The organism is Chryseobacterium sp. MMS23-Vi53 (genome assembly GCF_047651245.1).
Taxonomy (GTDB): Bacteria; Bacteroidota; Bacteroidia; order Flavobacteriales; family Weeksellaceae; genus Chryseobacterium.
Genome location: NZ_CP180265.1, coordinates 1,541,593 through 1,568,123 on the forward strand (window position 1 = coordinate 1,541,593; position 26,531 = coordinate 1,568,123).

At 33.8% G+C, this 26,531-nt stretch carries 23 protein-coding genes and 1 pseudogene; 10 read left to right on the forward strand and 14 right to left on the reverse strand.

The features are described 5' to 3' along the window. The first annotated feature begins 2 nt into the window (after nucleotides 1-2). The 3 genes from ACKX2A_RS06815 to ACKX2A_RS06825 all read left to right on the forward strand — a co-directional run bounded on the left by ACKX2A_RS06815 (nucleotide 3) and on the right by ACKX2A_RS06825 (nucleotide 6,832). Nucleotides 3-1,916, forward strand: a complete 1,914-nt coding sequence (locus tag ACKX2A_RS06815) for an outer membrane beta-barrel protein (protein WP_415328578.1) — start codon at nucleotides 3-5, stop codon at nucleotides 1,914-1,916. A gap of 82 nt (nucleotides 1,917-1,998) precedes the next feature. Beyond that, nucleotides 1,999-4,707 (forward strand): outer membrane beta-barrel protein, encoded by a 2,709-nt coding sequence (locus ACKX2A_RS06820; protein ID WP_415328579.1) that lies wholly within the window; start codon nucleotides 1,999-2,001, stop codon nucleotides 4,705-4,707. A gap of 262 nt (nucleotides 4,708-4,969) precedes the next feature. Further along, nucleotides 4,970-6,832 (forward strand): CocE/NonD family hydrolase, encoded by a 1,863-nt coding sequence (locus tag ACKX2A_RS06825; RefSeq protein ID WP_415328581.1) that lies wholly within the window; start codon nucleotides 4,970-4,972, stop codon nucleotides 6,830-6,832. A gap of 174 nt (nucleotides 6,833-7,006) precedes the next feature. Here the strand turns inward: ACKX2A_RS06825 and ACKX2A_RS06830 are convergent, their stop codons facing one another. The 3 genes from ACKX2A_RS06830 to speB form a co-directional block, all read right to left on the reverse strand. Then, nucleotides 7,007-7,618 carry an alpha-ketoglutarate-dependent dioxygenase AlkB family protein gene (locus tag ACKX2A_RS06830; protein WP_415328583.1) on the reverse strand — a complete coding sequence of 204 codons (612 nt, stop codon included), beginning with the start codon at nucleotides 7,616-7,618 and terminating at the stop codon, nucleotides 7,007-7,009. Nucleotides 7,619-7,792: 174 nt separating this feature from the next. Beyond that, complete coding sequence (locus ACKX2A_RS06835) at nucleotides 7,793-8,641, reverse strand: bifunctional helix-turn-helix domain-containing protein/methylated-DNA--[protein]-cysteine S-methyltransferase (protein WP_415328585.1); 849 nt, start codon at nucleotides 8,639-8,641, stop codon at nucleotides 7,793-7,795. Nucleotides 8,642-8,707: 66 nt separating this feature from the next. After that, nucleotides 8,708-9,565, reverse strand: coding sequence for an agmatinase (gene speB, locus ACKX2A_RS06840; protein ID WP_415328587.1), 858 nt, complete (start codon nucleotides 9,563-9,565; stop codon nucleotides 8,708-8,710). Between the two features lie 166 nt (nucleotides 9,566-9,731). On the opposite strand from speB, the gene ACKX2A_RS06845 reads away from it, so the two are divergent. Beyond that, on the forward strand, nucleotides 9,732-10,391 hold the full coding sequence (locus ACKX2A_RS06845) for an HAD family hydrolase (protein WP_415328589.1): 660 nt from the start codon (nucleotides 9,732-9,734) through the stop codon (nucleotides 10,389-10,391). A 107-nt stretch (nucleotides 10,392-10,498) separates the two neighbouring features. Here ACKX2A_RS06845 and ACKX2A_RS06850 read toward each other — a convergent pair whose 3' ends face one another. From ACKX2A_RS06850 to ACKX2A_RS06865, 4 genes are all read right to left on the reverse strand, one after another. Then, complete coding sequence (locus ACKX2A_RS06850) at nucleotides 10,499-11,893, reverse strand: arginine decarboxylase (protein ID WP_415328590.1); 1,395 nt, start codon at nucleotides 11,891-11,893, stop codon at nucleotides 10,499-10,501. A 111-nt stretch (nucleotides 11,894-12,004) separates the two neighbouring features. Then, nucleotides 12,005-12,880 (reverse strand): tyrosine-protein phosphatase, encoded by an 876-nt coding sequence (locus ACKX2A_RS06855; protein WP_415328592.1) that lies wholly within the window; start codon nucleotides 12,878-12,880, stop codon nucleotides 12,005-12,007. Nucleotides 12,881-13,089: 209 nt separating this feature from the next. Continuing rightward, on the reverse strand, nucleotides 13,090-13,719 hold the full coding sequence (locus ACKX2A_RS06860) for a thiamine diphosphokinase (protein ID WP_415328594.1): 630 nt from the start codon (nucleotides 13,717-13,719) through the stop codon (nucleotides 13,090-13,092). Further along, on the reverse strand, nucleotides 13,709-14,278 hold the full coding sequence (locus ACKX2A_RS06865) for a cob(I)yrinic acid a,c-diamide adenosyltransferase (protein WP_415328596.1): 570 nt from the start codon (nucleotides 14,276-14,278) through the stop codon (nucleotides 13,709-13,711). Before ACKX2A_RS06865 ends, ACKX2A_RS06860 begins: the two co-directional genes overlap by 11 nt. 275 nt (nucleotides 14,279-14,553) lie before the next feature. Here ACKX2A_RS06865 and ACKX2A_RS06870 point away from each other — a divergent pair, with 275 nt between their 5' ends. Beyond that, entirely contained in the window at nucleotides 14,554-15,045 is a 492-nt protein-coding gene (locus ACKX2A_RS06870) for a DinB family protein (RefSeq protein ID WP_415328597.1), read from the forward strand. A gap of 199 nt (nucleotides 15,046-15,244) precedes the next feature. On the opposite strand, the gene ACKX2A_RS06875 is transcribed toward ACKX2A_RS06870, so the two are convergent. The 4 genes and pseudogenes from ACKX2A_RS06875 to lptB all read right to left on the reverse strand — a co-directional run. Then, nucleotides 15,245-16,201 (reverse strand): helix-turn-helix transcriptional regulator, encoded by a 957-nt coding sequence (locus ACKX2A_RS06875; protein ID WP_415328599.1) that lies wholly within the window; start codon nucleotides 16,199-16,201, stop codon nucleotides 15,245-15,247. A 144-nt stretch (nucleotides 16,202-16,345) separates the two neighbouring features. After that, on the reverse strand, nucleotides 16,346-18,073 hold the full coding sequence (locus ACKX2A_RS06880; RefSeq protein WP_415329421.1) for an ABC transporter ATP-binding protein: 1,728 nt from the start codon (nucleotides 18,071-18,073) through the stop codon (nucleotides 16,346-16,348). A gap of 173 nt (nucleotides 18,074-18,246) precedes the next feature. Next, entirely contained in the window at nucleotides 18,247-18,561 is a 315-nt protein-coding gene (locus tag ACKX2A_RS06885) for a hypothetical protein (protein ID WP_415328601.1), read from the reverse strand. Between the two features lie 328 nt (nucleotides 18,562-18,889). After that, nucleotides 18,890-19,615 (reverse strand): annotated as a pseudogene (gene lptB, locus ACKX2A_RS06890) (LPS export ABC transporter ATP-binding protein); the annotation flags it as partial. Between the two features lie 237 nt (nucleotides 19,616-19,852). On the opposite strand from lptB, the gene ACKX2A_RS06895 reads away from it, so the two are divergent. Together ACKX2A_RS06895 and ACKX2A_RS06900 are read left to right on the forward strand one after the other, a co-directional pair. After that, nucleotides 19,853-20,146, forward strand: a complete 294-nt coding sequence (locus tag ACKX2A_RS06895) for a TM2 domain-containing protein (RefSeq protein ID WP_415328603.1) — start codon at nucleotides 19,853-19,855, stop codon at nucleotides 20,144-20,146. A gap of 70 nt (nucleotides 20,147-20,216) precedes the next feature. After that, nucleotides 20,217-20,945 carry a hypothetical protein gene (locus ACKX2A_RS06900; RefSeq protein WP_415328605.1) on the forward strand — a complete coding sequence of 243 codons (729 nt, stop codon included), beginning with the start codon at nucleotides 20,217-20,219 and terminating at the stop codon, nucleotides 20,943-20,945. A gap of 99 nt (nucleotides 20,946-21,044) precedes the next feature. On the opposite strand, the gene hemB is transcribed toward ACKX2A_RS06900, so the two are convergent. Next, nucleotides 21,045-22,034 (reverse strand): porphobilinogen synthase, encoded by a 990-nt coding sequence (gene hemB / locus ACKX2A_RS06905; protein WP_415328607.1) that lies wholly within the window; start codon nucleotides 22,032-22,034, stop codon nucleotides 21,045-21,047. A gap of 121 nt (nucleotides 22,035-22,155) precedes the next feature. Between hemB and ACKX2A_RS06910 the strand changes: the two genes are divergently transcribed. From ACKX2A_RS06910 to ACKX2A_RS06920, 3 genes are all read left to right on the forward strand, one after another. Further along, on the forward strand, nucleotides 22,156-22,506 hold the full coding sequence (locus ACKX2A_RS06910) for a T9SS type A sorting domain-containing protein (RefSeq protein WP_415328609.1): 351 nt from the start codon (nucleotides 22,156-22,158) through the stop codon (nucleotides 22,504-22,506). Nucleotides 22,507-22,611: 105 nt separating this feature from the next. After that, nucleotides 22,612-23,523 (forward strand): ABC transporter ATP-binding protein, encoded by a 912-nt coding sequence (locus ACKX2A_RS06915; RefSeq protein ID WP_415328611.1) that lies wholly within the window; start codon nucleotides 22,612-22,614, stop codon nucleotides 23,521-23,523. 2 nt (nucleotides 23,524-23,525) lie between these two features. Beyond that, a complete protein-coding gene (locus tag ACKX2A_RS06920; protein WP_415328613.1) occupies nucleotides 23,526-24,836 on the forward strand; it encodes an ABC transporter permease in 1,311 nt (436 codons plus the stop codon). Between the two features lie 66 nt (nucleotides 24,837-24,902). On the opposite strand, the gene ACKX2A_RS06925 is transcribed toward ACKX2A_RS06920, so the two are convergent. Together ACKX2A_RS06925 and sucD are read right to left on the reverse strand one after the other, a co-directional pair. After that, nucleotides 24,903-25,589 carry a porin family protein gene (locus ACKX2A_RS06925; protein WP_415328614.1) on the reverse strand — a complete coding sequence of 229 codons (687 nt, stop codon included), beginning with the start codon at nucleotides 25,587-25,589 and terminating at the stop codon, nucleotides 24,903-24,905. 24 nt (nucleotides 25,590-25,613) lie between these two features. Further along, on the reverse strand, nucleotides 25,614-26,486 hold the full coding sequence (gene sucD / locus ACKX2A_RS06930; protein WP_100376467.1) for a succinate--CoA ligase subunit alpha: 873 nt from the start codon (nucleotides 26,484-26,486) through the stop codon (nucleotides 25,614-25,616). Nucleotides 26,487-26,531 lie beyond the last annotated feature (45 nt).

Consider the following 26,531-nt stretch of genomic DNA (forward strand, 5'->3'; position numbering starts at 1 on the left):
GCATGGGTCGTGGAAGAAATTCTTGGATTATGCAGGGAGGATCTGTCGTCACGAGCGGCGGAACAACTTATTATGTGCAAGGCGGAAACAACAATAAGGGCATCCAAAAGTCGACGACAATTGGCTTGAACTATAGTGATAAATTTGGAAAAGATGTGGATTTGGATAATGTAAGTTTAATTCATACCGACAACAATCTTGAAACCAGATCGAAGGTGTCCAGAACCACCCTGCTTCCCGATTATACATTGAAAACAGATTATGAAAGTAATGGTGAAAATGAATCCAAACAGTACAATTTCGATATCGCAGCAAGAGTAAAATTGGATTCTCTAACGAGTATTTACTTCTCTCCTTCTTTTTCGAGAAATGAAATTTCGAATTTCAACAATTTAAAATCATCAACTTTACGAGACAATACGCTTCTTAATGAAAGTAGCTCTTTCACCAAATCTGATACAGAAACGAATAATTTTAATCCAAATATTTATTTTTCTAAAAAATTCAAGAAAAAAGGAAGAGTAATGTATGCCAATATGAGTAGCACTATTTCTGAAACAAAAGAGAATAATTTAAACAAGTCTGAAAATATTTTTTATCAGGGATCAACAGGAAGTGACAACAGAAATCAGCTTGCCAAAAACCAAAAGCAAACCAACGGTTACAATTTTAAAACCGGTTATACAGAACCTATTACCGATTCCATCGATGTCAGTTTAAGTTTAAATTACAATGCAAAAACATTGAAGAACCTAAGAAACGTTAATGATTTCGATGAAAACACAGGACAATATACCGATTACAATACGGTTTTATCCAACAGAATGGATCAGAAAATCAACCAGTTTTCACCTGAATTATCTTTTTCTGTTAACAAGAAAAAAATTAATGCTTGGGGATCTTTTGGAGTAGATATTACAGATATGAATGTCAACTCGTTTTTCAATAATCAGCAATACAATTTACAAAAGAATTTTGCGCTTCCTACTTATAATCTAGGAATGAATTATGAATTTTCTCACAGCAAAAGATTGAGTTTATACCATTTCTCAGACTTCACCATTCCGACGGCAGAGCAGTTGACGCCTTATGAAGACTTGTCGAATCCATTGATTACTTATCAGGGAAATCCTGATTTGAAGAACACATGGAGCAACATGACATACTTATATTTCAATAATTCTAATATTGTGAAAAATATTAACTATTATTTGAATGTTGGTTTCACTTACAGAAACAACGATGTCATCAATTATTCTTTCTACGATGAAGACGGAAAACAGCATGTAACGTACTCTAATGTAAGCGGAAATAAAAATTTTAACCTAGGAGGTAGTTTTAGCAAAACTTTTAAATGGAAAGAAAATAAACTGACGATAAGTCCGAGATTTAATATGAACTATGCCCTAACAAAAGGATTTATTGAAGGACAAGAATTTGCCAGCAATGTTTTCAACATCAATCCAGGATTGAATTTAAATTATGAAATTAAAGATAAATTGACAATAAAACCTTCTTACTCTTTAAATTATAATTTCTCAAATTATGAAAATTCAAGTATTAATGAAGTGAAAACAAGTTACCAAACCTTGAAATTGGAACTTACCAATTACATTTTTAAAAGCAAACTGATTTTCGGAAACGACTTTGAATACAATACAAACACTAATATTGCGCCTGGCTTCAAAAGAGATTTTTACTTCTGGAATACAAGTTTAGGCTATTCTTTTTTCAATAAACAATTGACTGCAAAAGTGAAAGTTTACGATGTTTTAAACCAAAACCAAAGTGTGAGAAGAACCATCTCAAGTACGTATTTTGAGGATCGTGATGACCTTATTTTAAAGCGTTACGTTATGTTTTCTTTAACGATGAAACTGAACAAATTTGCAGGAAAGAAAATGCAGGCAAAATAAATTATAGATTAAAATAAAAGTTAAATAAAGACATCTCTTTCAGGGATGTTTTTTTTGTAATTTCGTGATTCAAAATATTTTTATGAAAAAAATTCTATGGCTGCTTGTGTTTTCATTCAGCTTTTTAATTTTAAATGGTCAAAACCTTACAGTCAACGGAAAAGTTTCAAATTTTGAAAGCAAACCCGTTGAAAGTGCAACCGTTTACATCATCAAACAAAAAGACTCTTCTATTGTAAAATCTACCAAGACTGACAGCGATGGAAATTTTTCATTAAAAATAAATGAACTCAACGAACCTTCCATCTTAAAAGTTGATGCTGCGAAATTAATTTCGTATTCTAAAAGTTTCGATAAAATAAATCAGTCATTACATTTAGATGAAATTAAACTTGATAAAGATAAAATTTCCGATATTGAAGAGGTTGTTATCACCGTTTCTCCCGTAAAAATTAAAAAAGATACAATTGAATTTAATGCCAATGCCATAAAAGTTCGCCCCGACAGCAATATCCAGGAATTACTGAAAAATATTGACGGCGTAGAAATCGACAGTGATGGAAAAATTATGGTTAACGGAAAAGAAGTCGATCAAATTATGATCAATGGAAAACCATTTTTTGATACTACAGGAAAAATTGCATTAGAAAATATTCCGGCTGATATTATTAAAAATATTCAAGTGACTTCCACGAAAACCAAAGAGGAAGAATTAACAGGCAAGACACCAAAATCGGAAAAATCTACTATCAATTTTAATATCGACGAAAAGAAAAACCAAGGATTTATTTCCAGACTTACAGGAGGATATGGAACAGATAAAAGATATGAATCTAGTGGGTTTTTAAGCTATTTTAAAAATAAAACGAAAATTAGTTTACTCGGTTCATCAAACAACATCAATACCAAGGGTTTCACTAATGATGAAGCGCAAAATTTAGGAGGAAATACAGGCGGAAGAGGAGGAAATAATATGAAAGGTATCCAGAAATCGACGATGATAGGGGTAAATTACAGCGATCAGATAAGTCCGGATGTTGATCTCGAATCTCTTGGAGCGACCCGCACGGAAACCAATCTGGAAACGGCTTCAAAAGTTTCAAGAACAACTTTTCTGCCGGATTCTACGTTGAAAACAGATTCCGAAAATCATGCTGATAATAATACGGAGCAGTATAATTTTAACTCATCCGTAAAAATAAGACCCGATTCTTTAAGCACTATTTACTTTTCACCGAAACTTTCTCTTTCTAAGACAACAAACTACAGAACCTCAAAATCTCTCACTTACAAAGACGATGCGCTTGCCAATGAAAGTGAATCTGCAATTAATTCAACTTCTCAAAATAATTATTTTAGTCCAAATCTTTATTATTCTAAAAAATTTAAAAAGAAAGGGCGTTCGTTTTATGCAAGCCTAAACACCTCAATATCAGAATCAAAAAGTGATAACCTCACCAAATCCAAAACAATTTTATACAGGATTCCGACGGATTCCGTAGACGTTCGAGATCAGTTGTCAAAAAGTAAAAACCAAAGTAATAATTACTCTTTTAATGCAAAATATTCCGAACCGATAACCGATTCTCTTAATGTGACTTTTGGGTTAAATTATAATTCAAAAAACCTTTCAAACATCAGAAATGTAAATGATTTCGACGAAAGTACAGGACAATATTCTAAATACAATGTGCTTTTGTCCAACAGTTCGGATCAAAAAAACAATCAATTTTCGCCGGAAATTAATATTGAACTGAATAAGAAAAAATACAGCGTTTGGGCTTCTACCACTGTAAATATTTCGGATTTAAAATACAATGCGGTCTTCAACGGAGAACATTATGATCTTCAACGAAATTTCACCTTACCCGATTACAATGCGGGTTTTCAATATAAAATTTCAGAAACTTCAAAATTAAGTATTTATAATTCAGCAAGTTTCACTGTTCCGACACCGGAAAACGTAATTCCTTACAGAGATGAATCCAATCCTTTGATTACCTACGAGGGAAATCCGGATCTTAAAAATTCATGGAGTAACAGAACAAGTGTTTATTTTAATAATTTTAATACAAAAACGAGTTTCAATTATAATATTAATCTAAGTTTTACCTACAACAATAATGACATTACGAATTTCTCATTTTATGACGAATCGGGTAAACAGTTCGTAACTTACAGAAATATAAGCGGAAACAAAACTGTAACTTTGGGAGGAAGTCTTGGGAAAACGTATAAATGGAGTGATAATAAATTAACAATCAGACCAAAAGCGAATTTAAACTATAGATACACAAAAGGATTTGTAGACGGACAGCAATTTATAGGAAATTCGTATACTTTTACTCCCGGGATTAGTTTTATTTATGATAAAAAGGATAAAATTAATGTAAAGCCTTCTTATAATGTAAATTATTCATTCTCCAATTATGAAAATTATAGAGTAAGCAGCATTAAAAATATTTATCAGACTTTTAGACTTGAACTCACAAATTATTTCCTGAAAACCAATCTTCTTTTCGAAAACGATTTTGAGTACAACACAAGTTCAAATATCAGTCCTGGGTTCAAAAGAGATTTTTATTTTTGGAACACAAGCATTGGTTATACATTTTATAAAAAACAATTAACTGCAAGAGTAAGAGTATATGATGTTTTAAACCAAAACCAAAGTGTGAGAAGAACAATTTCCGCTTCTTATGTAGAAGACCGTGAAGATCTGATTTTGAAACGTTACCTGATGTTTTCTTTAACGTTTAAATTGAATAAGTTTGGTGGACGAAAAATGTAAATTTGAAACACGAATAGCACTATTTTTTTTCACAAATAAAACTAATATTTTTTTTATAAAAATAAACATAAAGTTTGTCATTCGGTAGGAATCTAAGCTTATTATTAGAGATTAAATTAAAAAGATACTTTGCTGAGATTTCTATGGAACAACAAACTTTGTGGATAAAAAATTTCATAAATGAAACTTTTAAAATTTAATCTCAAAACATACTTTTAATTAAAATCATTTTTATGATTAAATTAGCGGCAAATTTTATGTAATGAAGCTTCATTTTTCAGTCCTGTTTATTTTCCTGTTTGTTTTTGGGAATTCACAGAATAAACAACAACAGCCCGACACATTTGTAAAAGATAATTTTATTAAAAAGGAAATGTATATTACGATGCGTGATGGTGTGAAACTTTTCACGGCGGTTTACATTCCGAAAGATATTTCGAACAAAAACAAGTATCCGTTTTTGATGCAGAGAACTTGCTACAGCATCGCTCCTTACGGTGAAAATGAATACAGAACCAAACTTGGACCCAACCAATATTTAATGAAAGACAAATATATTTTTGTGTTTCAGGACGTTCGTGGGAGATACATGAGTGAAGGAACTTTCACTAATATGACACCACAGGTTGACCATAAAACCAAGAAAGATGTTGACGAAAGTACCGATACTTACGATACGATTGATTGGTTGGTTAAAAACATTAAAGATAATAATGGAAAAGTCGGTCAATATGGAACTTCTTATCCAGGATTTTATACTGCTGTAGGCGTTTTGGCGCAGCATCCGGCTTTGGTAGCGTCTTCTCCGCAAGCTCCAATTTCAGACTTTTGGAATGACGATTTTCTTCATAACGGAAGATTTATGATGGGATATTTCAGAACTTTTCCGGTTTTCGGAGTTCAGAAAACGAAGCCAGAAAATAAAGCTTGGTACACAGATTCTATGATTAAAACCACTTCTGAGGACGGTTTGAAATTTTACAGAGATATGGGAACGCTGAAAGACGGTTATGAAAAATATTATAAGGATAACTTCTTTATGACGGAAATTATGAACCACACCAATTACGATGAATTCTGGCAAAAAAGAAGTCTTTTGCCTCATCTTAAAAACGTAAATCATGCAGTAATGACTGTCGGTGGCTGGTTTGATGCAGAAGATCTTTCAGGGCCGTTAAACATTTATAAAGCCATTGAAAAAACAAGTCCGAAAGCTAAAAATACAATCGTGATGGGACCATTCTCACACGGTGGATGGGGACGCGAAGAAGGAAAGCATTTCCACAATCAGATCTATTTCGGAGATAGCATCGCGACCTATTATCAGAAAAATATTGAAACGAAATTTTTTAACCATTATTTAAAAGGTGATACAAAAAAAGATGCTGGTTTACCAGAAGCTTTGATGTATGACACCGGAGCAAAACAATGGAGAGAATTTGCAACCTATCCTCCTAAAGAAGGGCAGAAAGTGAATTTCTATTTAGCAAACGGAACATTGAAAAATACAGCAGGACAAGGCTCTTCTGAATATTACAGTGATCCGAATAATCCTGTCTTAAGTTCTGATAATCTGAAAGATTTCAATGGATTTACTCCAAGAAACTATATGTCGGAAGATCAAAGATTTGCAGAAGGAAGACCTGATGTTTTGACATTTACAACTGATGTTTTAACGGATGATATGACTTTTGCAGGGGAAATTATGGCTAAATTAAATATCGCATCAACTTCTACGGATGCTGATTTTGCGGTGAAATTAATTGACGTTTATCCCGAAGATTTCAAACCGGTTGAGAAGAAAGACGGTGTAGTTTACGGAAATTATCATCAAATGGTAAGAAGTGAAATTATGCCTGCAAGATTTAGAAATTCAAGAGAAAAAGCGGAAGCGTTGGTTCCTAATCAGAAAACGGCTGTGAATTTCAGATTGCAGGATGTTGTTCATACTTTTAAAAAGGGACATAAAATCCAGATACAGATTTCTTCGACCTGGTTCCCGTTGTTTGCGATTAATCCACAAAAATTCATGGACAATCCGAATTTTGCAACGAAGGAAGATTATACAAAGGCGTTTATCAAGATATTTGAAGATAGCACGATTGAAGTTGAAGTTTTGAAATAATTTAAAAGCTGTTCGGTTTGAACAGCTTTTTTGTTTTTTGTGTCTCGCAGATTAAATATACACTTTGTCATTCCGTAGGAATCTAAGCAAAGTATTTTTTAAAATTTAATCTCTAATAATAAACCTAGATTCCTACGGAATGACAAACTAGACGTTAAAATTTCATGTGAAGAATCATTCATCAATCGTTCTGAAAGTCAAATTCACTCTTGGAGTTTTCACCTTTGTCGTGGGCGGAAGTCGATGCAGCCAATGATCCTGTGTTGTTCCTTTCATCACCAATAAACTTCCGTTCTCCAAGAATATCTCTACTTTTTCTTTCGTGGTTTTATGTTTAAATAAAAACTTTCTTTCTGCTCCGAAAGTTAATGATGCGATTGCTCCATGTTTTTTCAGATCTTTTTCGGCATCGCTGTGATAGGCCATTCCTTCGTTTCCATCGTGGTATAAATTCAACAGACAAGAGTTGTAAGTTTCTCCGGTGACTTCTTCGCATTTTTGTTTTAATTCCAATAATTCGGGGGTCCAGAATTTTGCATATTTTGTTCGTTTTGAATAGGTGTATTCAAATGGTTTTTCTCCAAACCATGCGACTTTTCTTTTGGTTAAAATTAATTTTCCGAAAATAACCGCTTCATCATTCTCCCATGGAATCTGATTGAATAAATAATCATAATAAAAATCGGATTTTTCTTTAGAGAAAACTTTTCCGTAGTAATGAACAGTTCCGTCGTTTGGGAGGATATTTAAAGGGTAATCGGATATGTCTTCGAATAGGTTAAGCATGTAAATTTTGTGTTTAGGTAATATTCATCATTTTGTCATTCCGTAGGAATCTAAGCAAAGTATGTTTAATTTTTAACCTCTAATAAATTAGCCTAGATTCCTACGGAATGACAAACTGTATGTTAAATTTTTAGTATTAAAATAGTTGCAAGTGAAAAATAGCGCAATTTTTGCTTAAGTTAAAGAATATATTTTAGAACTCTCCCAACCCACAATCAATTGTTTCCTTTCACTACCCCATCGATAACCGCCAAGATTTCCGGAAGATTGAATCACACGGTGGCAAGGAATCAAAAAAGCCACAGGATTGCTTCCTATCGCAGTTCCGACGGCTCTTGACGCATTTGGATTTCCTATTTTTTCGGCTAAATTTCCGTACGTTGATAATTTCCCCATTGGAATCTTTAAAAGACTTTCCCAGACTTTTAATTGAAAATCACTTCCTTTTAAATGGAGTTTTATGGTGTTGAGTTTCGTCCAGTCTTTATTAAAAATGGACAAAGCATTTTTCTGAAAATCATCCTGTTTTTCAAAAAAAGAAGCATTAGGAAATTTAATAATTAAATCTCCCAATGCTTTATTTTTATCGGTTTCAAAAGCCATATAACAGATTCCTTTTTCTGTGGAAGCTGCAATTACATTTCCAAAAGGTGTTTCAGAGAAACTGTAATTGATGTTGAGGTTTTTTCCGCCGTTTTTATATTCTGCCGGAGACATACCTTCGATTTTCACAAACAAATCGTGCAATCTGCTTGTGCTTGAAAATCCTGTCTCGTAAGCGGTATCAAATAAACTCGCTTTTTCTTCCTTCAGTAAACTTTTAGCATGTTCAAGACTAATGAACTGTAAAAATTTTTTCGGACTCGTTCCCGCCCAATCAGAAAACATCTTCTGAAAATGAGCCTGACTTAAATGAATTTTCTCCGCCACTTCCTCCAAGCTTGGCTGAAGCTTAAAATTGCTCTGGATATATTCTATCGCTTTTGCAATTCTTTCGTAATCGATCTGATTTTGTGTGGACATAACATTGAATTTACCTCACAAATTTCCAAAGAATTTATGGCAGAAAAAATCCGATTCTTGCGGAATTTAGTTGTTGTTATAAATATGATAGTAAGCAAGCATTTTGTAATATAACTTCGCTGCAAGGAATGCACTTGGCTTTGCCATCGGAGAATCCATTAATTCTACAATATCAAATGCTACAACATTACATTTTTCGAATACTTTTCTTAATAATTCCAACGTTGGATACCATTGTAAACCGCCTGGCTCCGGAGTTCCTGTTGACGGTGCGATTGACGGATCGAAAGCATCTAAATCAATGGTGATATAAACATTTCCTGAAACTTTTTCCAACACATCATTTACCCAGTTTTCGTTATTGGCAATTTCGTGAGCGAAAAATACCCTTCCTTCCGGCAAATATTCTGCCTCTTCGATATCCATAGAACGAATTCCCACCTGCACCAAATTGTGCTTCTGATTGGCTTCAAAAACCGCACAAGCATGATTAGAAGTAGAACCGTGGAATTCCGGACGAAGATCTGTATGGGCATCCAACTGAAGAACAGTTAAGTTCTCGAATTTCTCACCTACCGCACGAATCGAACCGATAGAAACTGAGTGCTCTCCACCGAAAAGCGTGAATAATTTTCCATCATTGTTCAAAAGCTCTTTTGTTTTTTGGTAAACCGCTTCTGTCATAGCTTCCGGTGTAGAATTTTCAGAAACTTCTCCGGCTAAATAAACTCCTTCTAAGTAAGGTTCAGTTTGGGTCTCAATGTCGTAAAGCTCCATGTTTTCAGAAGCGTTTAAGAACAATTCAGGGCCTTTATCTGCTCCTTTTCCCCAAGTTGAAGTTCCGTCGTAAGGAACGGTCACCAACATTACTTTCGAGTTCTCTAATGATGCATTCTCTTCAGGAATTCCTGCGTATGTTTTCATGTCTTTATTTAAAAATTAAATGATTTTGGCAAAGATACAAAATACTCTTCGAGTTATAAATTATGAGCGATGAGTTATGAATTTTTAACCTTCATTCTAATTTTTTAATTTTTAAATCCTTGAATCTTTAAATTTTAAAAGTTATTTTTGTTCAAAACAAAATTTTATGTCGTTAAAAGCTGTGCTATTCGATATGGATGGCGTAATTGTGGATACAGAACCATTGCACAGAAAAGCCTATTTTAAAACATTTAAAGATTTGGGAATTGAAGTTTCCGAAGATTTATATACATCCTTTACAGGAGCTTCTACGAAAAGAGTTGCAGAGACTTTGATTAATACTTTTAATCTAACTCAGACTTACGAAGAAATAGCAAAAATCAAAAGAGATTATTTTAAGGATTATTTTTACAATGATGAAGAATTTGATTTAATTACAGGAGTAAAAGATTTGATTCAGCATTATTTTGAAAACGGAATTAAATTAATTTTAGCTTCCTCTGCGACGATGACCACAATCGACATGGTTTTCGAAAAATTTGAGCTCGAAAAATATTTTAGCGGAAAAATAAGTGGCGCGGATTTAAAAGAATCAAAACCTCATCCTGAAGTTTTTCAATTGGCGGCAAAACTTGCAAAAGAGCCTGTTGAGAACTGCATGGTCATTGAAGATTCCACGAATGGAATTTTGGCGGCACACCGAGCGAATATTTTTTGTGCAGCCTATAGAAGTCCGCATTCTAAAAATCAGGATTATACGCTGGCTGATACAGTGGTTTCTGATTATGAAGAATTACAATTAGATAAAATCTCAAAATATTTTTAAATAAAAAAAGCTCTCAGATTTTGAGAGCTTAAATTTTTATAACTTTTTGGCTAAAGCCAATTTGATTTCGATTTTAGTTAAACGGGCTAAAGCCCGTTCCTATTGAATTATTTATAACCCAAAAGCTTCAATACATCTTCCGGTTCCTGCTTTTCGCGGAAAATCTCGTATTGCAGTTCACCGTTTTCATCTTTTTGAATCAAAACGTGTCTTGGCTGAGGCATCAAACAGTGATGAACACCGCCGTAACCGCCAATCGTTTCCTGATAAGCTCCCGTGTGAAAGAAACCAATGTACAAAGGTTTTGTATCGCTGAAAACAGGTAAGTAAATGGCGTTGGTATGTTGTTCAGAATTATAATAATCATCTGAATCACAAGTTAATCCACCTAAGAAAACTCTTTCATAAGTATCATCCCAACGGTTTAACGGAAGCATGATAAAGTGTCTTGAAATCGCCCAAGTATCCGGAAGAGTAGTCATGAAAGACGAATCGATCATATTCCATTTTTCTCTGTCGTTCTGACGTTTTTGAGAAATAATTTTGTAAATATTTGCTCCACTTTCTCCAACCGTGAAACTTCCGAATTCTGTATAAATATTTGGTTCTTCAACCCCTTCTTCTTCACAGAATTTCTTGATTTGAGAAACAATTTCTTCAACCATATATTGATAATCGTAATCAAACTGTAAAGATGTTTTGATTGGGAAACCACCACCGATATTCAGTGAATTTACTTCCGGAGCAATTTTCTTCAAACGCGCATAAACACGAAGACATTTATACAATTCGTTCCAGTAGTAAGCAGTGTCTTTGATCCCTGTATTGATGAAAAAGTGAAGCATTTTCAACCTTGCATTCGGATGCTCAGCGATTTTCTGGCTGTAATAAGGAATGATATCTTTGTATCCAATTCCTAATCTTGAGGTATAAAATTCGAACTTCGGTTCTTCTTCAGATGCAATTCTGATTCCGATGTCAAATGTTGTGTCGATGCTTTCTGTCAGTTTATCCAGCTCACGGTAATTATCCAGAATTGGCGTAATATTTTCAAAACCGCTGTTGATCATATCCGAGATTTTCGCCAAATAATCATCCGTTTTGAAACCGTTGCAGATTACTTCGATGTCTTTCGTTACTTTCCCTTCTTTGTAAAGAGATTTCACAATATCCATATCATACGCAGAAGAAGTTTCTATAGAAATGTCGTTTTTCAAAGCTTCTTCCAATACAAATTTGAAATGACTTGATTTTGTACAGTAGCAGTACCTATAATTCTTCTTATATTCGGTTTTCTCAAAAGCTTCCTTAAACCAACTCTTGGCCTTTTGGATATTTTGAGAAATTCTCGGCAGGTAGCTAATTTTTAGCGGAGTGCCAAACTGTTCAACAACATCCATCAGAGGAATATCGTGAAACGACAAATTGTTCTCAGATACATTGAACTCCTCAGTAGGGAAATACAACGTCTGATCAATAAGTTCCGAGTATTTTATTTTCATTTCTAAAAAGGTGAATTAAGAAATGCAAAATTGCTAAAAAAGTTTGGTTTTTTAACGTTAAAATTTTTATAATTTTTAAGGTGTTTTTCAGTAAAAATTTCGCCTAATTTATTAATATGTAAACTTCTGAACATATTCTTCCCGTTTATTTTCAGAGATTCCTAAAACCTGTTGAATATAAACATCAATCGAACCATATTTCTTATTGATTTCATTAAAAGAAGCATCCAGATAATCTGTTTCTACCCAACTCAATTTTTCTAAAACATTGATATCCATTTTTGGATAAAGGAAATGTAAATTATTTGCCAGATTAAGACGTTTATTAACTAATTTTTTTCTGTAATTATTAGATAAAAGATATTCGTTGTAAATGTTTTGTTTATCAAATTTTAAAATACTTAAAATCAAAGCAGTAGTAATTCCTGTGCGATCTTTTCCGGCAGTACAGTGATATAAAACCGGTTGATCTGATTCTAAAATTTCGGTGATAATTTTTTTGATAACCTCAGGATTTTCTGTAACGTAATCTTTGTAGAAATCAAGCATCCTTTTATCTGCATCCGAACCGTTGACTTTTCCTTTTAATACCAATTTTTTAGCCTGATCTAATTGATCCCCTTCATCTTCAAAAGCAGAATAATTTTTATATAAAATTCCGTTCGGAAGATTGTCCGGTTTTTGAGCAATTTCTTTTGAATTTCTAAGGTCGATAATTTCTTTGATTCCTAGATTCTCAAGATCATTAAACGACTTGTTATTTAACTTATGAAGATGTCCACTTCTGTAAAATTTCCCTGATTTTAAAGTTCTTCCGTCAATATTTTTAATGTCTCCAATCGTTCGAAAATTATAAACTTTTTTAATCTGAATATCCTTTTCTGTAATTTTTTTTCCGTATTCGGGTATGGCGAAATTCTGCGTTTTACAGGAGAAAATGCAGAATATTGAAATAATTAGAAATGATATTTTAATTGAATTTTTCATTTTATTTTCCCACGGATTTCACGGATTTACACAGATGTTTGTGTAATACTTTTAAATTTTGCCTAAAGCCAATTGATTTGTTTTATTTTGAAAACGTACTAAAGCCCGTTCCTATTGATGTTACAAATGTTTTGTTATGATTTTTTAAATTTAATTATGAAAATAAAATTGTGTTATTTGTGAAAATATTAGTGAAATTAGTGTTTAAATTAAAGATAATTTCTTCCAATAAAAATCAATAAATCACCTTTTTCATATTCAATGGAAACCTCATCATCTATCGCAAAGTTTCTTGTTCCAATTCTTGAAGTGATGCTTAGACTTCCTTTTGTTAAAGGCCAATTAAGTCCATTTGTTGTAATATTTTCAACTGCTGGAAAAGGATATAATGAAATCATTTTATCTTTTACACCTTTTAAACTGAAATTTTTCGGAACGAAATAATATTCAGAAAATTCGTCATAAAATTTTATGTTTAATTGATCTTTACATCCAAAAGCGACCGTAAGATTTCCTAAAAAATGATCCTGCTCTCCTCCACTTCCTCCGAAAACATCAACTTTTGAAAAGCCTTTTTCCAAGATAATTTCCAAGGCTTTATGAAAATCTGTTTTATCCTGATCGGGTGTATAAATGAATTTTTCATCATATATATTTTCATCTTTCCCCGAATGTGAATCGAAATCACCGGAAATAAAATCTAATTTATCCAATGGGAAATTCATATTCTTAAGATAATGAAAAGCACCGTCTGTACAGGCAATTAAGCCATATTCATCGGGAATTGGAAAAGATTTTGGCGCGTCTCCGTTGATGAAAAGTAATGCTTTATCTTTCATTCGGATTCCAATATTCTTCCGGTTCGTTGTTTATTTTCGAAATGTATCTTGCTAATACAAAAAGATAATCTGAAAGTCTGTTTAAATATTTAATCAGTTCAGGACGAACTTCTTCCGATTCGTTTAAGAAAACCAAAGAACGCTCTGCTCTTCTGCAGATTGTTCTTGCTGCATGTAAAAATGTCGCTGGTTTGCCGCCTCCGGGAAGGATGAAGTATTGTAACGGTTCTACTTTTTCATCAAAAGCGTCCATCCAATTTTCTAATTCTTCGATTTCGACATCGGAAATTACCAGTGGTAAACGCGATTTTCCGTTTGCCAACATCAATTTATCAACCGGAGTTGCAGCTTCTGAACCGACCGTAAATAAATCGAACTGGATTTTTTTTAATTGTCTTAAAACCTCTTCATCTTCGATATGGCTTTTTGCAATTCCGATGAATGAATTCAGTTCGTCTATATTTCCGTAGCTGTCGACTCTTGCGCTCGCTTTTGAAACTCTTGTTCCCCCGTACAATGCAGTCTGACCTTTATCTCCTGTTTTTGTATAAATTTTCATAGGACTAATTTAGTTTTTTAAAATAAGGCAGACAATAGTTGGTAGTTTTTGGTCGATTTTTGTTTTGTTAAAATAAAAATGATCGATCAAAAAGATCGACCATTCTCAAATTATTTATTTACCTAACATTGCTTAAGTATAAGCATTAACGGAGAAATCTGTAATATTATTTTAAGAAGAAAAAAATATTTTTTATTTCTAAAAATCCTACTGACAAACTGTTGTCATAGCTCGGTTTTATCTTTGTATCAACAATAACAAACAATATTAAAATTATGACAACTACAGCAACCATCACAAAACAATTTATGACATCTGAACAATTATTAGAACATTGGCAAGGTCACAGAAATCTGACAAGAAGAGTAATTGAAGCATTTCCGGAAAAGGATTTGTTCGAATTTTCAATCGGTGGAATGAGGCCGTTTGCAAAATTGGCAATTGAATTAATCAGTATAGGAGGGCCAGCTTTGAAAGGGATCGTGAACAAAAACATGGAAGCCTACAACGAAGAAGGTTTCAACCCAAAAACAAAAGAGGATTTATTGACAAAATGGGACGAAGAAACGGAAACAATCAATACTTATTTTGCTCAGATTTCGGAAGAACGTTTTCAGGAAACTTTCAATTTATTCGGTCAATATGAATTCCCGGTGTATCAGAATATTTTGTATTTCGTTGATAATGAAATTCATCACCGTGGACAAGGATATGTTTATTTAAGAGCTTTGGGAATCGAGCCACCTTTTTTTTGGGAGAGATTTTAGGTTCCCTGATGCCTTTGTGGAGACTAAAATCTTTGATACAGTTTAATTTGAAAAATTAATCTTAAAATTACCGGCGGAAATGCTTTCTATAGATTAAATTTTGACGAACAATTTAAGACTGCAGATTCGCCTTTTTCATTAAGCCATCTTCAAATTCAATTAAATATTGCTCATAACCTCAACAGAAATGTTGGGGTTTTTATCGATGTTTACTTGCAATTTCATTTAATAAATCATTTAACTGTTTTTTAAGGCTTACGGGCTCCAGAATCGTTGCAAAATCTGCAAAAGTGATTAGCCAGCGTGGAAATCCGTCTTTGATGGATTCCGTCTCAAACGTTAATTCTACCATTCCATTTTCTGCCTCGACTTCTTGGGTCAAGCCATAATACTTCTTTGAATTCACCAAAAATCCCATGATTTTCTTCTCTACTAAAAGCTTCACAGTGGTTTTGTTTCCGTTACCACTTTTTCTGTAATCGTTGATTTGTCCGTACTCTCCTAAAAACGGATTTTGAGTTTTTGTAATCTTTAAAATCCTGTCGATACGGAACTGTCTAAAATCATTTCTCAATGTACAGAACGCCATGATATACCAATAATTAAATTCAAAGAAAACACCGACTGCTTCTATGGTCCTTGTGGAAATTTTATCATCAACGGTTTTATATTCCATGATCAACTGACGTTTTTCTCCAATACTTTCGAGAATCGTAGGAAGAACGTCTTTTATGGTATCTTCGGTTGCCGCGTGATACTGAAAAATATCAATCTGTTTTTCGATATTTTGGATTAAATTTCTGTCGGAATATTTAAGCACAGAACGTACTTTTTCCATCGCTGTTTGGTAATGACTTCCCAAACTTTGATGAGAAAATTTCTGCATTAATTTTTCAGCGGTAATAAAACTCAGCACTTCTTCTTTCGTAAACATCACGGGTGGAAGTTTATATCCTTCCATCAAAGAATAGCCGCTTCCCGCTTCTCCAACAATTGGAATCCCTGCATTTTCCAATGTTTTTACATCACGATAAATCGTACGAATACTTACATCAAATTTCTGAGCCAAATCCTGCGCTCTTACTATCGGTTTTGACTGTAATTGAGTAAGAATTGCGGTTACTCGATCGAGTTTTTTTAGATAATGGTCATTCATTTATTGTTGATAGTTGGCTGTTGATGGTTCATTGATGATTATTTACAAATTATAATTTAACAGGATTACATCCTGCCCTGAGTTAAGTCGCCACTTTGTGGCTCCCTTTGGTACATTGTTAGATTGATAAATTACTACATTTTATTAATTTTCTTTAAAAGTATTCACCAATTTATCTAAATTTAAACTTCTTGCAGAAGCATCAAAAATTTCTCTATATGTTCCATTGATTTGTACCAATTCATCATGAGTTCCGCTTTCCACTACTCTACCTTTTTTCATTACATAAATTTTATCCGAATCTAAAATCTGCGACAGAGAATGCGAAATAATAATCACTGTTCTGCCTTCTTTTATCGCATCCAAAGAATTTTTAATCTGTTCTGTGGCAATTGCATCGAGACTTGCAGTGGGCTCGTCAAGGAAAATAATCGGTGGATTTTTTAAGAATAATCTAGCAATTGCAATTCTCTGTTGCTGACCTCCCGAAAGTTGAGTTGCGTCGTGATTATACCCCTCCGGAAGATCCAAGATTTGCTCGTGAAGATAGGCTTTTTTCGCCGCTTCTTCAATTTCTTCAAAAGTTGCGTTCATATTTCCGTAGCGAATATTGTCTTCGATACTTCCTTGGAAAATGTGATTTTTTTGTAGTACTAAACCTAAATCGTCACGGAGAAAAGTGTTGTCATAATCATTTAAATCAACATTATCCAATAAAATATCTCCTGAATTTGGCAGGTAAAATTTACACAAAAGATTAATAACTGTTGATTTTCCGGCACCACTCAAACCAACAAGAGCGGTTGTTTTTCCATTTTCGATTTTCATAGAAACGTCGTGCAGAGCCTGAGTTCCGTTTGGATAAGAAAAGTTGACATTTTTTAATTCAAAATTTCCTTTAATTTCTTTTTCTACGAAATTTCCGTTCGGTTCTTTTTCGTCATCAGCATTTAAAATATCAAAATATCCTTCCGCATAAATCATCGCGTCATTCATATCATCATAAATTCTGTGAAGCTGGCGAATCGGAGCCGAAACATTATTAAAAAGCATGATGTGTAGCATGATTGCACCGATTGTCATTTGCTGATCCAACACAAGATAAACCGTTAAAAGGATAATTAAAACCACTCCAAACTGTTCGATAAAAGTCTTTAAGCCATCATAAATAAAATTCGTTTTTCGGGTGAACATCTGGCTTTCCATCAACTGCATCTGCAAATCGTATTGCTTTTTTCCTTCAAATTTTTCGCGAACAAAACTTTTAATCACCATGATGGAATTGATTAAATTTAAAAGCCCGGAAGTTTTTTGTTCACGCTGATTTCTCAAAGTTCGTCTGACACCACCTAATTTTTTCGCCTGTAATGAACTGATGTAAAAGTAAATCGGAACAATAATCGTGGAAACAATTCCAACATAAACATTTTGCAGATACATGATAATCAAAGCAATAATTGCGTTTGAAAATAGCGGTAACATATCGATAAAGAAGTTTTGAACCAATCTTGTTAAACTTTCAATTCCTCGATCGATTCTGATTTGTAATTTTCCCGATTCGTGGTTTTCATCATTAAAATAAGCAACTCTATACGTTAAAATCTTATCAATTGCCGATTGTGCTAAAACTGAACTTACATTAATTCTAATTTTTTCGCCATAAAATTTCTGTCCAAAATTGATGAAAATATTTAATAATTCTTTACCCAATAAAATCACGGAAATCAACACCAAAACATGAATTCCCTCTGACATCGGATGCGGAAGGTGAGTTAATTTTGTCACCTCATCTACCGTATATTTCAACACAAGCGGATTCACCTGAGCGGCAAGCGCGCCTAAAAACGTCAGAAATAACGTTCCATAAATCATTAATCGATAAGGTCTAATGAAAGGAACCAGCTGTTTATAAATTCCAAATAAAGTGACTGTTCTGTTAAAAGGTTTTGCCATAGGAATTATTTTAACTAAAAAACGTACCGTTTTACAGAGAAAAGGTACGAATTATATTATTCTTTTAGTTTTAAATTATATTCTTAAAAAAATTATTGATCTTGTTTCCATTTATCAACAATTTCAAAAATCTCTTCTCCAAGTTTTAATCCTTTATCACCAGTAAAAGTATTCCATTCAGCATTGGGTTTAAACCAATTCCATATTTGCGTAAAATTGGCAACATTATCACCTTCCGCTTCATAAAATTCATCGATAAAGTTTTCTTTAAAAACGAGAAATTTTCCGTCAGAATTAGATAAAGTTATTTCATTTAGAAGATTTTCTGCCAAGTATAATTTAGCAAACAATTCTTTAATTTGATATTCTTCAAAATAATGTTGTTTAGAATAAAATTTACCCTTCAAAAGCTTCTGTTGTTAAGTAATGTAATTCCGGTTTACTTGCTGCCTCAGATTCTTTTTTTGCTTGTTCTAAAGAGTAAAGAGAATTGATTTCTTTTTTCTGTAAAACAAAAGAATTATTAGCATTTTTATCCACAACCTCATTAAGAATATGTCTGATTTCTACATTGCTTCCCAATGCAGCAAAACTAATATCTTCAAAACCATGTATCAATCTCAAGTCATCAAACTGAGCAAAATTCTCATCTACAAAACTCTGAAACTGTGCTCTGGAGTCAAAGTTTCCAGCCCAAATATTATATGCGTAACTTTTCTTTTTTGGCTTGTCGAAAATACTTTGATAAACGAAATTTTCTCCTAAATATGCTTCTCTTACCTGCGGATCATTTGCCAATTCTTCAGGAAGACCTTCTTTCAAAATTCTACCTTCAAACATAATGTATGTTTTATTGGTAATTGCCAAAGTCTGCTGTACGTTGTGATCGGTAATTAAAATCCCGATGTTTTTATCGGTAAGACTTCTTACAATTTTCTGAATATCTTCTACTGCAATCGGGTCTACTCCGGCAAATGGCTCATCCAGAAGGATAAAACTTGGATCTGTCGCCAAACATCTTGCAATCTCCGTTCTACGTCTCTCCCCTCCAGATAAAAGATCACCACGGTTTTTACGAACGTGTTGAAGTGAAAATTCTTCTACCAATTCGTCACATTTCATCTGCTGCTCGCGTTTTGAAAGTTTTGTTAACTGTAAAACTCCCATAATGTTTTCTTCCACCGAAAGTTTACGGAAAACAGACGCTTCCTGAGCCAGATAACCGATACCTTTTTGTGCTCTTCGGTACATCGCATCGGTCGTGATTTCCTGTTTATCCAGGAAAATTTTTCCTGAAGTAGGCTTAACCAAACCAACAATCATATAAAACGAAGTGGTTTTTCCTGCTCCGTTCGGACCAAGCAAACCAACAATTTCTCCCTGCTGAACCTGTACAGAAACGCCTTTTACAACTTTTTTAGGACCGTATTCTTTGATTAAGTTTTCTCCTCGTAAAATCATAAGGGCAAAGATAAAGTTTTTTTGAATTCAATTTTTAGATTGAAGGTTGTGTATAAAAGTTTTATGAAATTTTAATATCACAACTTTACATTCTTTAAGCCCCCTGAACTTATAGAGAACACCAGCATCACTTGATACATGTTTTTTTGTATGCTTATTATTTAATTAATATGTAACATTTTAGAATTAAAAAACACTTATTAAATACAATCAAAAAACATCAAAAAAATTATTAAAATGGAAAATTACGGTTATACAAAAACGGACAATTATCAAAATCAGCAGAACAATGTGCCTTATCGTTCGGAAAAGAAAATTCCTGCTGCCTTGCTTGGAATCCTTGTAGGCTGGCTGGCTTTAAATAAATTTTATCTTGGATATACAAAAGAAGGAATCATTCAATTGGTGCTCAATATTATCACATTCGGAGCAGCTTCCATCATTCCTTTTATTGAAGGTATTTTATATTTGTTTATGAGTGATAAACAATTTGATGACACGTATGTCTATGGCAAAAAAGGCTGGTTATAAAATTTAATGTAAATTTTAGCAGTTTTGTTTTATTTCCATAATTTTATAAAAAATCAATCATAAAATTAATATGGCCAATAATCAACAACTCACAGAACTTTTAGCTCTAGATCTTGGAGTAAATATTGTAAACAGAAGACCTTATGCAAAGGAAGTTTTCAAATGGCAGGATATGGATCTTCTTCCTCATTCTTCTGTGGATACTTTGCTTTGTGAAATTTTCGAATGGAACGGCAGAAACTGGAGAACAACAGGAAATAATTTAATCGGATTTTTGTTTGAAGGGGATCAATTGAGTAAAATTAAAAATGAATTAGTCAATGTTCAGAAATTTCCTGCTCTTATTCCCGACTTTGAATTCACGAAAGACAGCATGATCGAGTTTGGTCTTTCGCTTCCATCTCTATTCAATATAGGAGTAACGGGAGATATTAAAAATGCAAAAGATTTTTCAGTAAGGGTAAATGGTGTGACAAAATCCAGAATTACCAACATCGATTCACCCGGAATTGAAATTTTGAAAAGCTATTCTGAATTTACCCAAAATGAATCAAAATCGTACAGAAAAAATATTAAGTTTAATTTTTTAAGCACTTCCCTTTTCTATGCAGAAAGTGTGGAAATTAATCTCGAAAAAGAATCCGGAGTCAATTTGGATGTAAGTTTTCAAACTCAGGACGTTGAAGTTCAGGCTAAAGTTGATACCGAAACAAAAAAGAATTTTGTATTGAAATATACGGGAAATCAGTCGCCTTTTGCAGCTAAGTTTACGAAGGGAAAGGATTTTGATATCTCTTAAAATAATTTTGAGTTATGAGTTATGAATTATGAGTTCATTATCGGAATTCACAGAATAATTTAAACTCATAATTCATAACTCATAATTTATAACAAAAAATTACCTGTTCAATATCATTGCAGCTTCTTTTGCAAAATAGGTAAAAATCATATCGGCTCCGGCTCTTTTGAAGCAAGTTAAGCTTTCGATAATCGTTTTATCATTATCCAACCAGCCATTTTGTGCAGCAGCTTTTACCATTGCATATTCACCGCTTACGTTGTAAACTGCAATTGGCAGATCGATCGCTTCACGAACTTTAGAAACAATATCCAAATATGGAAGTCCCGGCTTAATCATAATAATATCTGCACCTTCATCTATATCTTTGAAAACTTCGTTTAACGCTTCACGCGAATTATGAAAATCCATCTGATATGTTTTTTTATCCTTTGGAATTTCCATATTATCTTTTGGAGCACTATCCAAAGCGCTTCTGAAAGGGCCATAGAACGAACTTGCATATTTTGCAGCATAGCTTAAAATACCAACATCTGTAAATCCATTTTGTTCCAACGCTTCACGAATCACCTGAACTCTTCCGTCCATCATGTCGCTTGGTGCCACAATGTCGGCTCCGGCTTCTGCGTGTGACACAGACATTCTTGCCAAAGCGTCGTTCGTTGCATCGTTCAGGATTTTTCCGTTTTCTATAATTCCGTCGTGCCCGTATATTGAATAGGGATCTAAAGCAACATCGGGCATTACAACCATTTCAGGAACAGCATCTTTAATTGCCCTGATTGTGTTCTGCATCAACCCGTTTTTGTTCCACGCTTCTTTTCCGGTGTTGTCTTTCAGATCCTCAGAAACTTTCATGTAAAGATTGACAGCCTTTACTCCTAAAGAAAATAATTCCTTACATTCCTTCACCGTCAGATCTATGCTCCTCCTGAAAATTCCCGGCATCGACGGGATAGGCTCCTGCATATTTTCGCCCTCCATTACGAAGATCGGCATTACAAAATCATTAGTTGTAAGCGAGCATTCTCTTACCAAACCTCTCAAAGATTCATTTACTCTCAGCCTTCTATTTCTTGAATGTATCATTTTTGGAATACTTTTTGAATGAAATTTAATGCAAATTTACTACAACTTCTACAAAAAACTATTGCAGGAAATTGCAGAATTGTTTATTTTTGTTTTAATATACTTGAGAAATTATAATTTGATGAAAAAACTTTTACTTTTATTTATCTTTTTAGGCGCTTTTGTTGGGTTTTCCAACAATATGAAAGCACAAATAAAAGAGCCTGCTGCCTTCTCTCAGAAATCTGACGATGGAGTTCTTGTTGCCTATCCAAATCCTGCAAAGGATTTTCTTATTGTGAAGGCTAAAGATCCTAATTTAAGGATCAAGAGTGTGATCTTTTATTCAATTTTGGGTACTCAGGTTGCTAGTTATTCAGTGAATATGAACTCCGGTGAGATTAATATTGAAAAATTAAAACCCGGAAAATATCTGATTCGCTATATTTTGAGCGATAACACAATGAAAGTTACCCAGATCGTAAAACAATAAATTAAATCCTGATAATCATCAGGATTTTTTCTTTTAGCCTTATTCTGTTTTAATAATTCCGTAACTTTCGGGATATTTTTATACTAATTGTAAAAAAACAATTTAATGCTAAAAGCAGAACATATCAGAAAGACTTACAATGCCGGTAAAAAGGTAGCTTTGGATGATTTCAGCATCCATGTTCCGAAAGGAAGTGTATATGGTCTTTTAGGCCCGAACGGAGCGGGAAAAACGTCTTTCATCCGTATCATCAATCAGATTACTCAGGCTGATTCCGGAGAAATTCAAATTAATGGAGAAGCTCTAAATCCTCATCATATCAAAGATATCGGTTATATGCCGGAAGAACGAGGATTGTACAAAAATATGACCGTTGGAGATCAGCTTCTTTATTTCGGAGAGCTGAAAGGAATGAGTAGAAACGATGCTCTAAATGAAGCTAAAAAATGGTTCGACAAACTTCACATCGACCAGTGGTGGAAAAAGAAGCTATCCGAACTTTCCAAAGGAATGGCTCAGAAAATTCAGTTTGTAGTAACTGTTTTGCACAGACCGCATCTTTTGATTTTGGATGAACCTTTTTCTGGTTTTGATCCTGTGAATGCCAACCTAATTAAAGATCAAATCATCGACCTTAAAAATAACGGAACAACCATCATCCTTTCGACTCACAGAATGGAAAGTGTGGAAGAAATGTGCGATTATGTTGCTTTAATTAATAATTCTAAAAAAATTATCGACGGAAGAGTTTTTGATGTAAGGGAAAAATTCAAGAAAAATATTTTTGGTATTACACTTTCTGAAATTAATGATTCTCAATTTGAAAGTTTTAAAAATAAATATGAAGTTTTCAATATGACAAATGAGAATAATCTGGTTTCTTTTGATTTAAAAAATGAAGCAGACCAAAATCACATTCTCCTGGATTTGGTAAATGTGGGAAAAGTAAGATCATTCGACGAAAAAATTCCGAGTATGAATGAAGTATTTATTAATGCCGTAAGCAACAACTCTTAATTATGAATAACATTTTTTTAATTACAAAAAGGGAATTTCTTACGCAGGTTAAGAAAAAATCCTTTATTATATTAACATTACTGGCTCCGATTTTATTGATCGCTTTTGGATCGGTAATCGGTTTGATGTTTAAAGCAAACGAATCTCACAGCGTGATTGAAGTTGTTGATAAAAGCGGTTTGTTTAAAAATCAATTGAAATCTGATGACCAACTGAATTATATTTTTGTTTCCGCAGCGGATGAAAAATCTAAAATCAATAATTTAAAGGGCAATGAATCATTAGACGGAATTTTAATTTTACCTGAATTAAAAGATCAGAATTATGATGAATTACAGCAGAATTCCAGATTGGTGATCAACAGTAAAATTGGTTTTGATACGAAACAGAAAATCGTTTCAGACATTACTGAAGTTATTAAAAAAGAGAAAATAAAACAATTGGGTATTGCTGAAGTTCAACTGGATAATCTTGATAAAAGCTTTACTTTAAAAACCATCAACGTTTCTGAAAACAACAAAGAAGATTCTGACCTTGCTTTCGGGGTAAAAAGTGGCTTGAGCATTCTTTTGATGTACGTAACTTTTATGTTTATCATTATTTATGGAGTTCGTGTGATGAGAAGTGTTCTGGAGGAAAAAAACAATCGCGTTGTGGAAATTATCATTTCTTCCGTAAAGCCTTTTGAGTTGATGATGGGAAAAATATTGGGTGTGACTTTAGTTGCTTTAACGCAGTTTGTGGTTTGGATCGCAATGTCTGTCGTTGGAGCTTTGGTTTTAAACACAGGTTTTTCATCAATGCAAAAAAATATTCCTGGTGGAAATGAAGAATTGGCGAGTAAATTTGATGTAGCTCAGATTGCAACACAGGTTTCTCATAGTTTACTGGAATTAAATTTCCCTTTAATTATCTTCGTGTTCATTGTGTTTTTTCTTTTAGGATACATTTTTTACAGCTCGATTTACGCAGCGATTGGTTCTGCAGTAGACAATGAGACGGAAACGCAGCAATTCACGTTATTTGCGATCCTTCCGTTGATGCTGGGAATGTACGGAAGTTTTTCTTTAATGAACAATCCTGATGGTCCACTTGGATTCTGGTTGTCAATTATTCCATTCACTTCACCGGTTGCGATGATTGCGAGAATTCCGTTTGGTGTTCCGGCATGGCAGATTGCTTTATCGATTGCTCTGCTTTTAGGAACAACTATTTTCATGATTTTTGTAGCGGGTAAAATTTACAGAGTTGGAATTTTGATGTATGGTAATAAAGCTACTTTGAAGGAAATTTGGAAGTGGATTAAAGGGTAATCTTAAAACAAAACTCCCGAAACTTAGTTGTTTCGGGAGTTTTTATATCATGATTGAAATAAATTATTATTCGAAGATGTAGCTTAATTTTAAGCTAAGAACCTGTTCAGATTTGCTTTTTTCGGTATCTGCCGATTTTGTATACGACTCGATAAGTTTCGGATATGTATTGGAAATACCAAAATCATAACCTAAAGCAATTTCCAATTGTCTCTTGTAGCTGTAACCCACACCTACTCCTACACCAAAGTTGAATCCTGCTGCCTTTCCACTGATCTCCTTTCCTGTTGTAGGATCTGTATAAGAAACGTTTTGGTCATAATAAGGTCTTGTAGCCGGAGCACCTGTAGTTTTCTGACTAATCAAGAAATTAAATCTTGGCCCAACCATTCCAAAGAACTCAGATTCATCTTCTGAAAAATATCCTTTGAAGTTAATCGGAACACTGATATAACTATTTGCATAAACGGCATTGTAGCCATCCATACTTTTTGCATCCTTATCTTTTCCTGTTTCTCCAGCTCCATAATATAAAACCTCCGGCTGCAAGAAAAACTGGTTTTCTTTTCCCACTGGAATTAAAGCCAATACACCTCCCTGGAAAGTATATCTAGGACCTGACGGATTGTGAGCATTTTTCACTCTGGAATAGTTACCTCCTGCAGTGATACCGAATCTTGTGCTACTAAAATCGATCTGTGCGAAAGACATTGTAGAAAGTGCCAATGCAGAGGCTAATAAAATTTTTTTCATATCGTTATGTTTTGTAATAGTTAATTATCCTAAAATCTTTGCCACAGTTGCACCGATATCAGCAGGAGAATCTACAACGTTTATTCCGTTTTCTCTCATGATTTCCATCTTAGCCTGAGCTGTATCTTCAGCACCACCTACAATAGCACCTGCGTGTCCCATAGTTCTTCCTTTAGGAGCAGTTTGTCCAGCGATAAAACCAACAACCGGCTTTGTAGAACCGCTAGCTTTGTACCATCTTGCAGCTTCAGCCTCAAGACCACCACCGATTTCTCCGATCATTACAACTGCTTCAGTTTCTGGATCGTTGATGAATAATTCTAATGCTTCTCTTGTAGTAGTTCCGATAATTGGGTCACCACCAATACCAATAGCTGTAGAAATACCGTAACCAGCTCTTACAACCTGATCTGCAGCTTCGTAAGTAAGAGTACCAGATTTTGAAACGATACCTACTTTACCTTTTTTGAAAACGAAACCTGGCATAATACCAATTTTAGCTTCTTCAGAAGTGATGATTCCAGGGCAGTTTGGACCGATCAATCTGCAGTCTCTGTCAGCGATGTAAGATTTTACTTTTACCATATCCGCTACAGGAATACCTTCAGTAATACATACAATAACTTTGATACCCGCTTCAGCAGCTTCCATAATAGCATCAGCAGCAAATGCAGGCGGTACGAAAATGATACTTACGTTTGCTCCAGCTTTTGCAACAGCATCAGCAACAGTATTGAATACAGGCTTTCCTAAATGCTCGCTTCCTCCTTTTCCTGGAGTAACACCACCTACTACGTTTGTTCCGTATTCGATCATCTGACTTGCGTGGAAAGTACCTTCATTCCCTGTAAATCCTTGTACAATTACTTTAGAATCTTTGTTTACTAAAATTGACATTTTATTATAATTTTAATTTATTTATTATTTTTATTAATGCTCACA

Coding starts and splice junctions, on each gene's coding strand:
- ACKX2A_RS06815 (WP_415328578.1), top strand. CDS start 3: ATGGGTCGTGGAAGAAATTCTTGGATTATGCAGGGAGGATCTGTCGTC.
- ACKX2A_RS06820 (WP_415328579.1), top strand. CDS start 1,999: ATGAAAAAAATTCTATGGCTGCTTGTGTTTTCATTCAGCTTTTTAATT.
- ACKX2A_RS06825 (WP_415328581.1), top strand. CDS start 4,970: ATGAAGCTTCATTTTTCAGTCCTGTTTATTTTCCTGTTTGTTTTTGGG.
- ACKX2A_RS06830 (WP_415328583.1), bottom strand. CDS start 7,618: ATGCTTAACCTATTCGAAGACATATCCGATTACCCTTTAAATATCCTC.
- ACKX2A_RS06835 (WP_415328585.1), bottom strand. CDS start 8,641: ATGTCCACACAAAATCAGATCGATTACGAAAGAATTGCAAAAGCGATA.
- speB (WP_415328587.1), bottom strand. CDS start 9,565: ATGAAAACATACGCAGGAATTCCTGAAGAGAATGCATCATTAGAGAAC.
- ACKX2A_RS06845 (WP_415328589.1), top strand. CDS start 9,732: ATGTCGTTAAAAGCTGTGCTATTCGATATGGATGGCGTAATTGTGGAT.
- ACKX2A_RS06850 (WP_415328590.1), bottom strand. CDS start 11,893: ATGAAAATAAAATACTCGGAACTTATTGATCAGACGTTGTATTTCCCT.
- ACKX2A_RS06855 (WP_415328592.1), bottom strand. CDS start 12,880: ATGAAAAATTCAATTAAAATATCATTTCTAATTATTTCAATATTCTGC.
- ACKX2A_RS06860 (WP_415328594.1), bottom strand. CDS start 13,719: ATGAAAGATAAAGCATTACTTTTCATCAACGGAGACGCGCCAAAATCT.
- ACKX2A_RS06865 (WP_415328596.1), bottom strand. CDS start 14,278: ATGAAAATTTATACAAAAACAGGAGATAAAGGTCAGACTGCATTGTAC.
- ACKX2A_RS06870 (WP_415328597.1), top strand. CDS start 14,554: ATGACAACTACAGCAACCATCACAAAACAATTTATGACATCTGAACAA.
- ACKX2A_RS06875 (WP_415328599.1), bottom strand. CDS start 16,201: ATGAATGACCATTATCTAAAAAAACTCGATCGAGTAACCGCAATTCTT.
- ACKX2A_RS06880 (WP_415329421.1), bottom strand. CDS start 18,073: ATGATTTATGGAACGTTATTTCTGACGTTTTTAGGCGCGCTTGCCGCT.
- ACKX2A_RS06895 (WP_415328603.1), top strand. CDS start 19,853: ATGGAAAATTACGGTTATACAAAAACGGACAATTATCAAAATCAGCAG.
- ACKX2A_RS06900 (WP_415328605.1), top strand. CDS start 20,217: ATGGCCAATAATCAACAACTCACAGAACTTTTAGCTCTAGATCTTGGA.
- hemB (WP_415328607.1), bottom strand. CDS start 22,034: ATGATACATTCAAGAAATAGAAGGCTGAGAGTAAATGAATCTTTGAGA.
- ACKX2A_RS06910 (WP_415328609.1), top strand. CDS start 22,156: ATGAAAAAACTTTTACTTTTATTTATCTTTTTAGGCGCTTTTGTTGGG.
- ACKX2A_RS06915 (WP_415328611.1), top strand. CDS start 22,612: ATGCTAAAAGCAGAACATATCAGAAAGACTTACAATGCCGGTAAAAAG.
- ACKX2A_RS06920 (WP_415328613.1), top strand. CDS start 23,526: ATGAATAACATTTTTTTAATTACAAAAAGGGAATTTCTTACGCAGGTT.
- ACKX2A_RS06925 (WP_415328614.1), bottom strand. CDS start 25,589: ATGAAAAAAATTTTATTAGCCTCTGCATTGGCACTTTCTACAATGTCT.
- sucD (WP_100376467.1), bottom strand. CDS start 26,486: ATGTCAATTTTAGTAAACAAAGATTCTAAAGTAATTGTACAAGGATTT.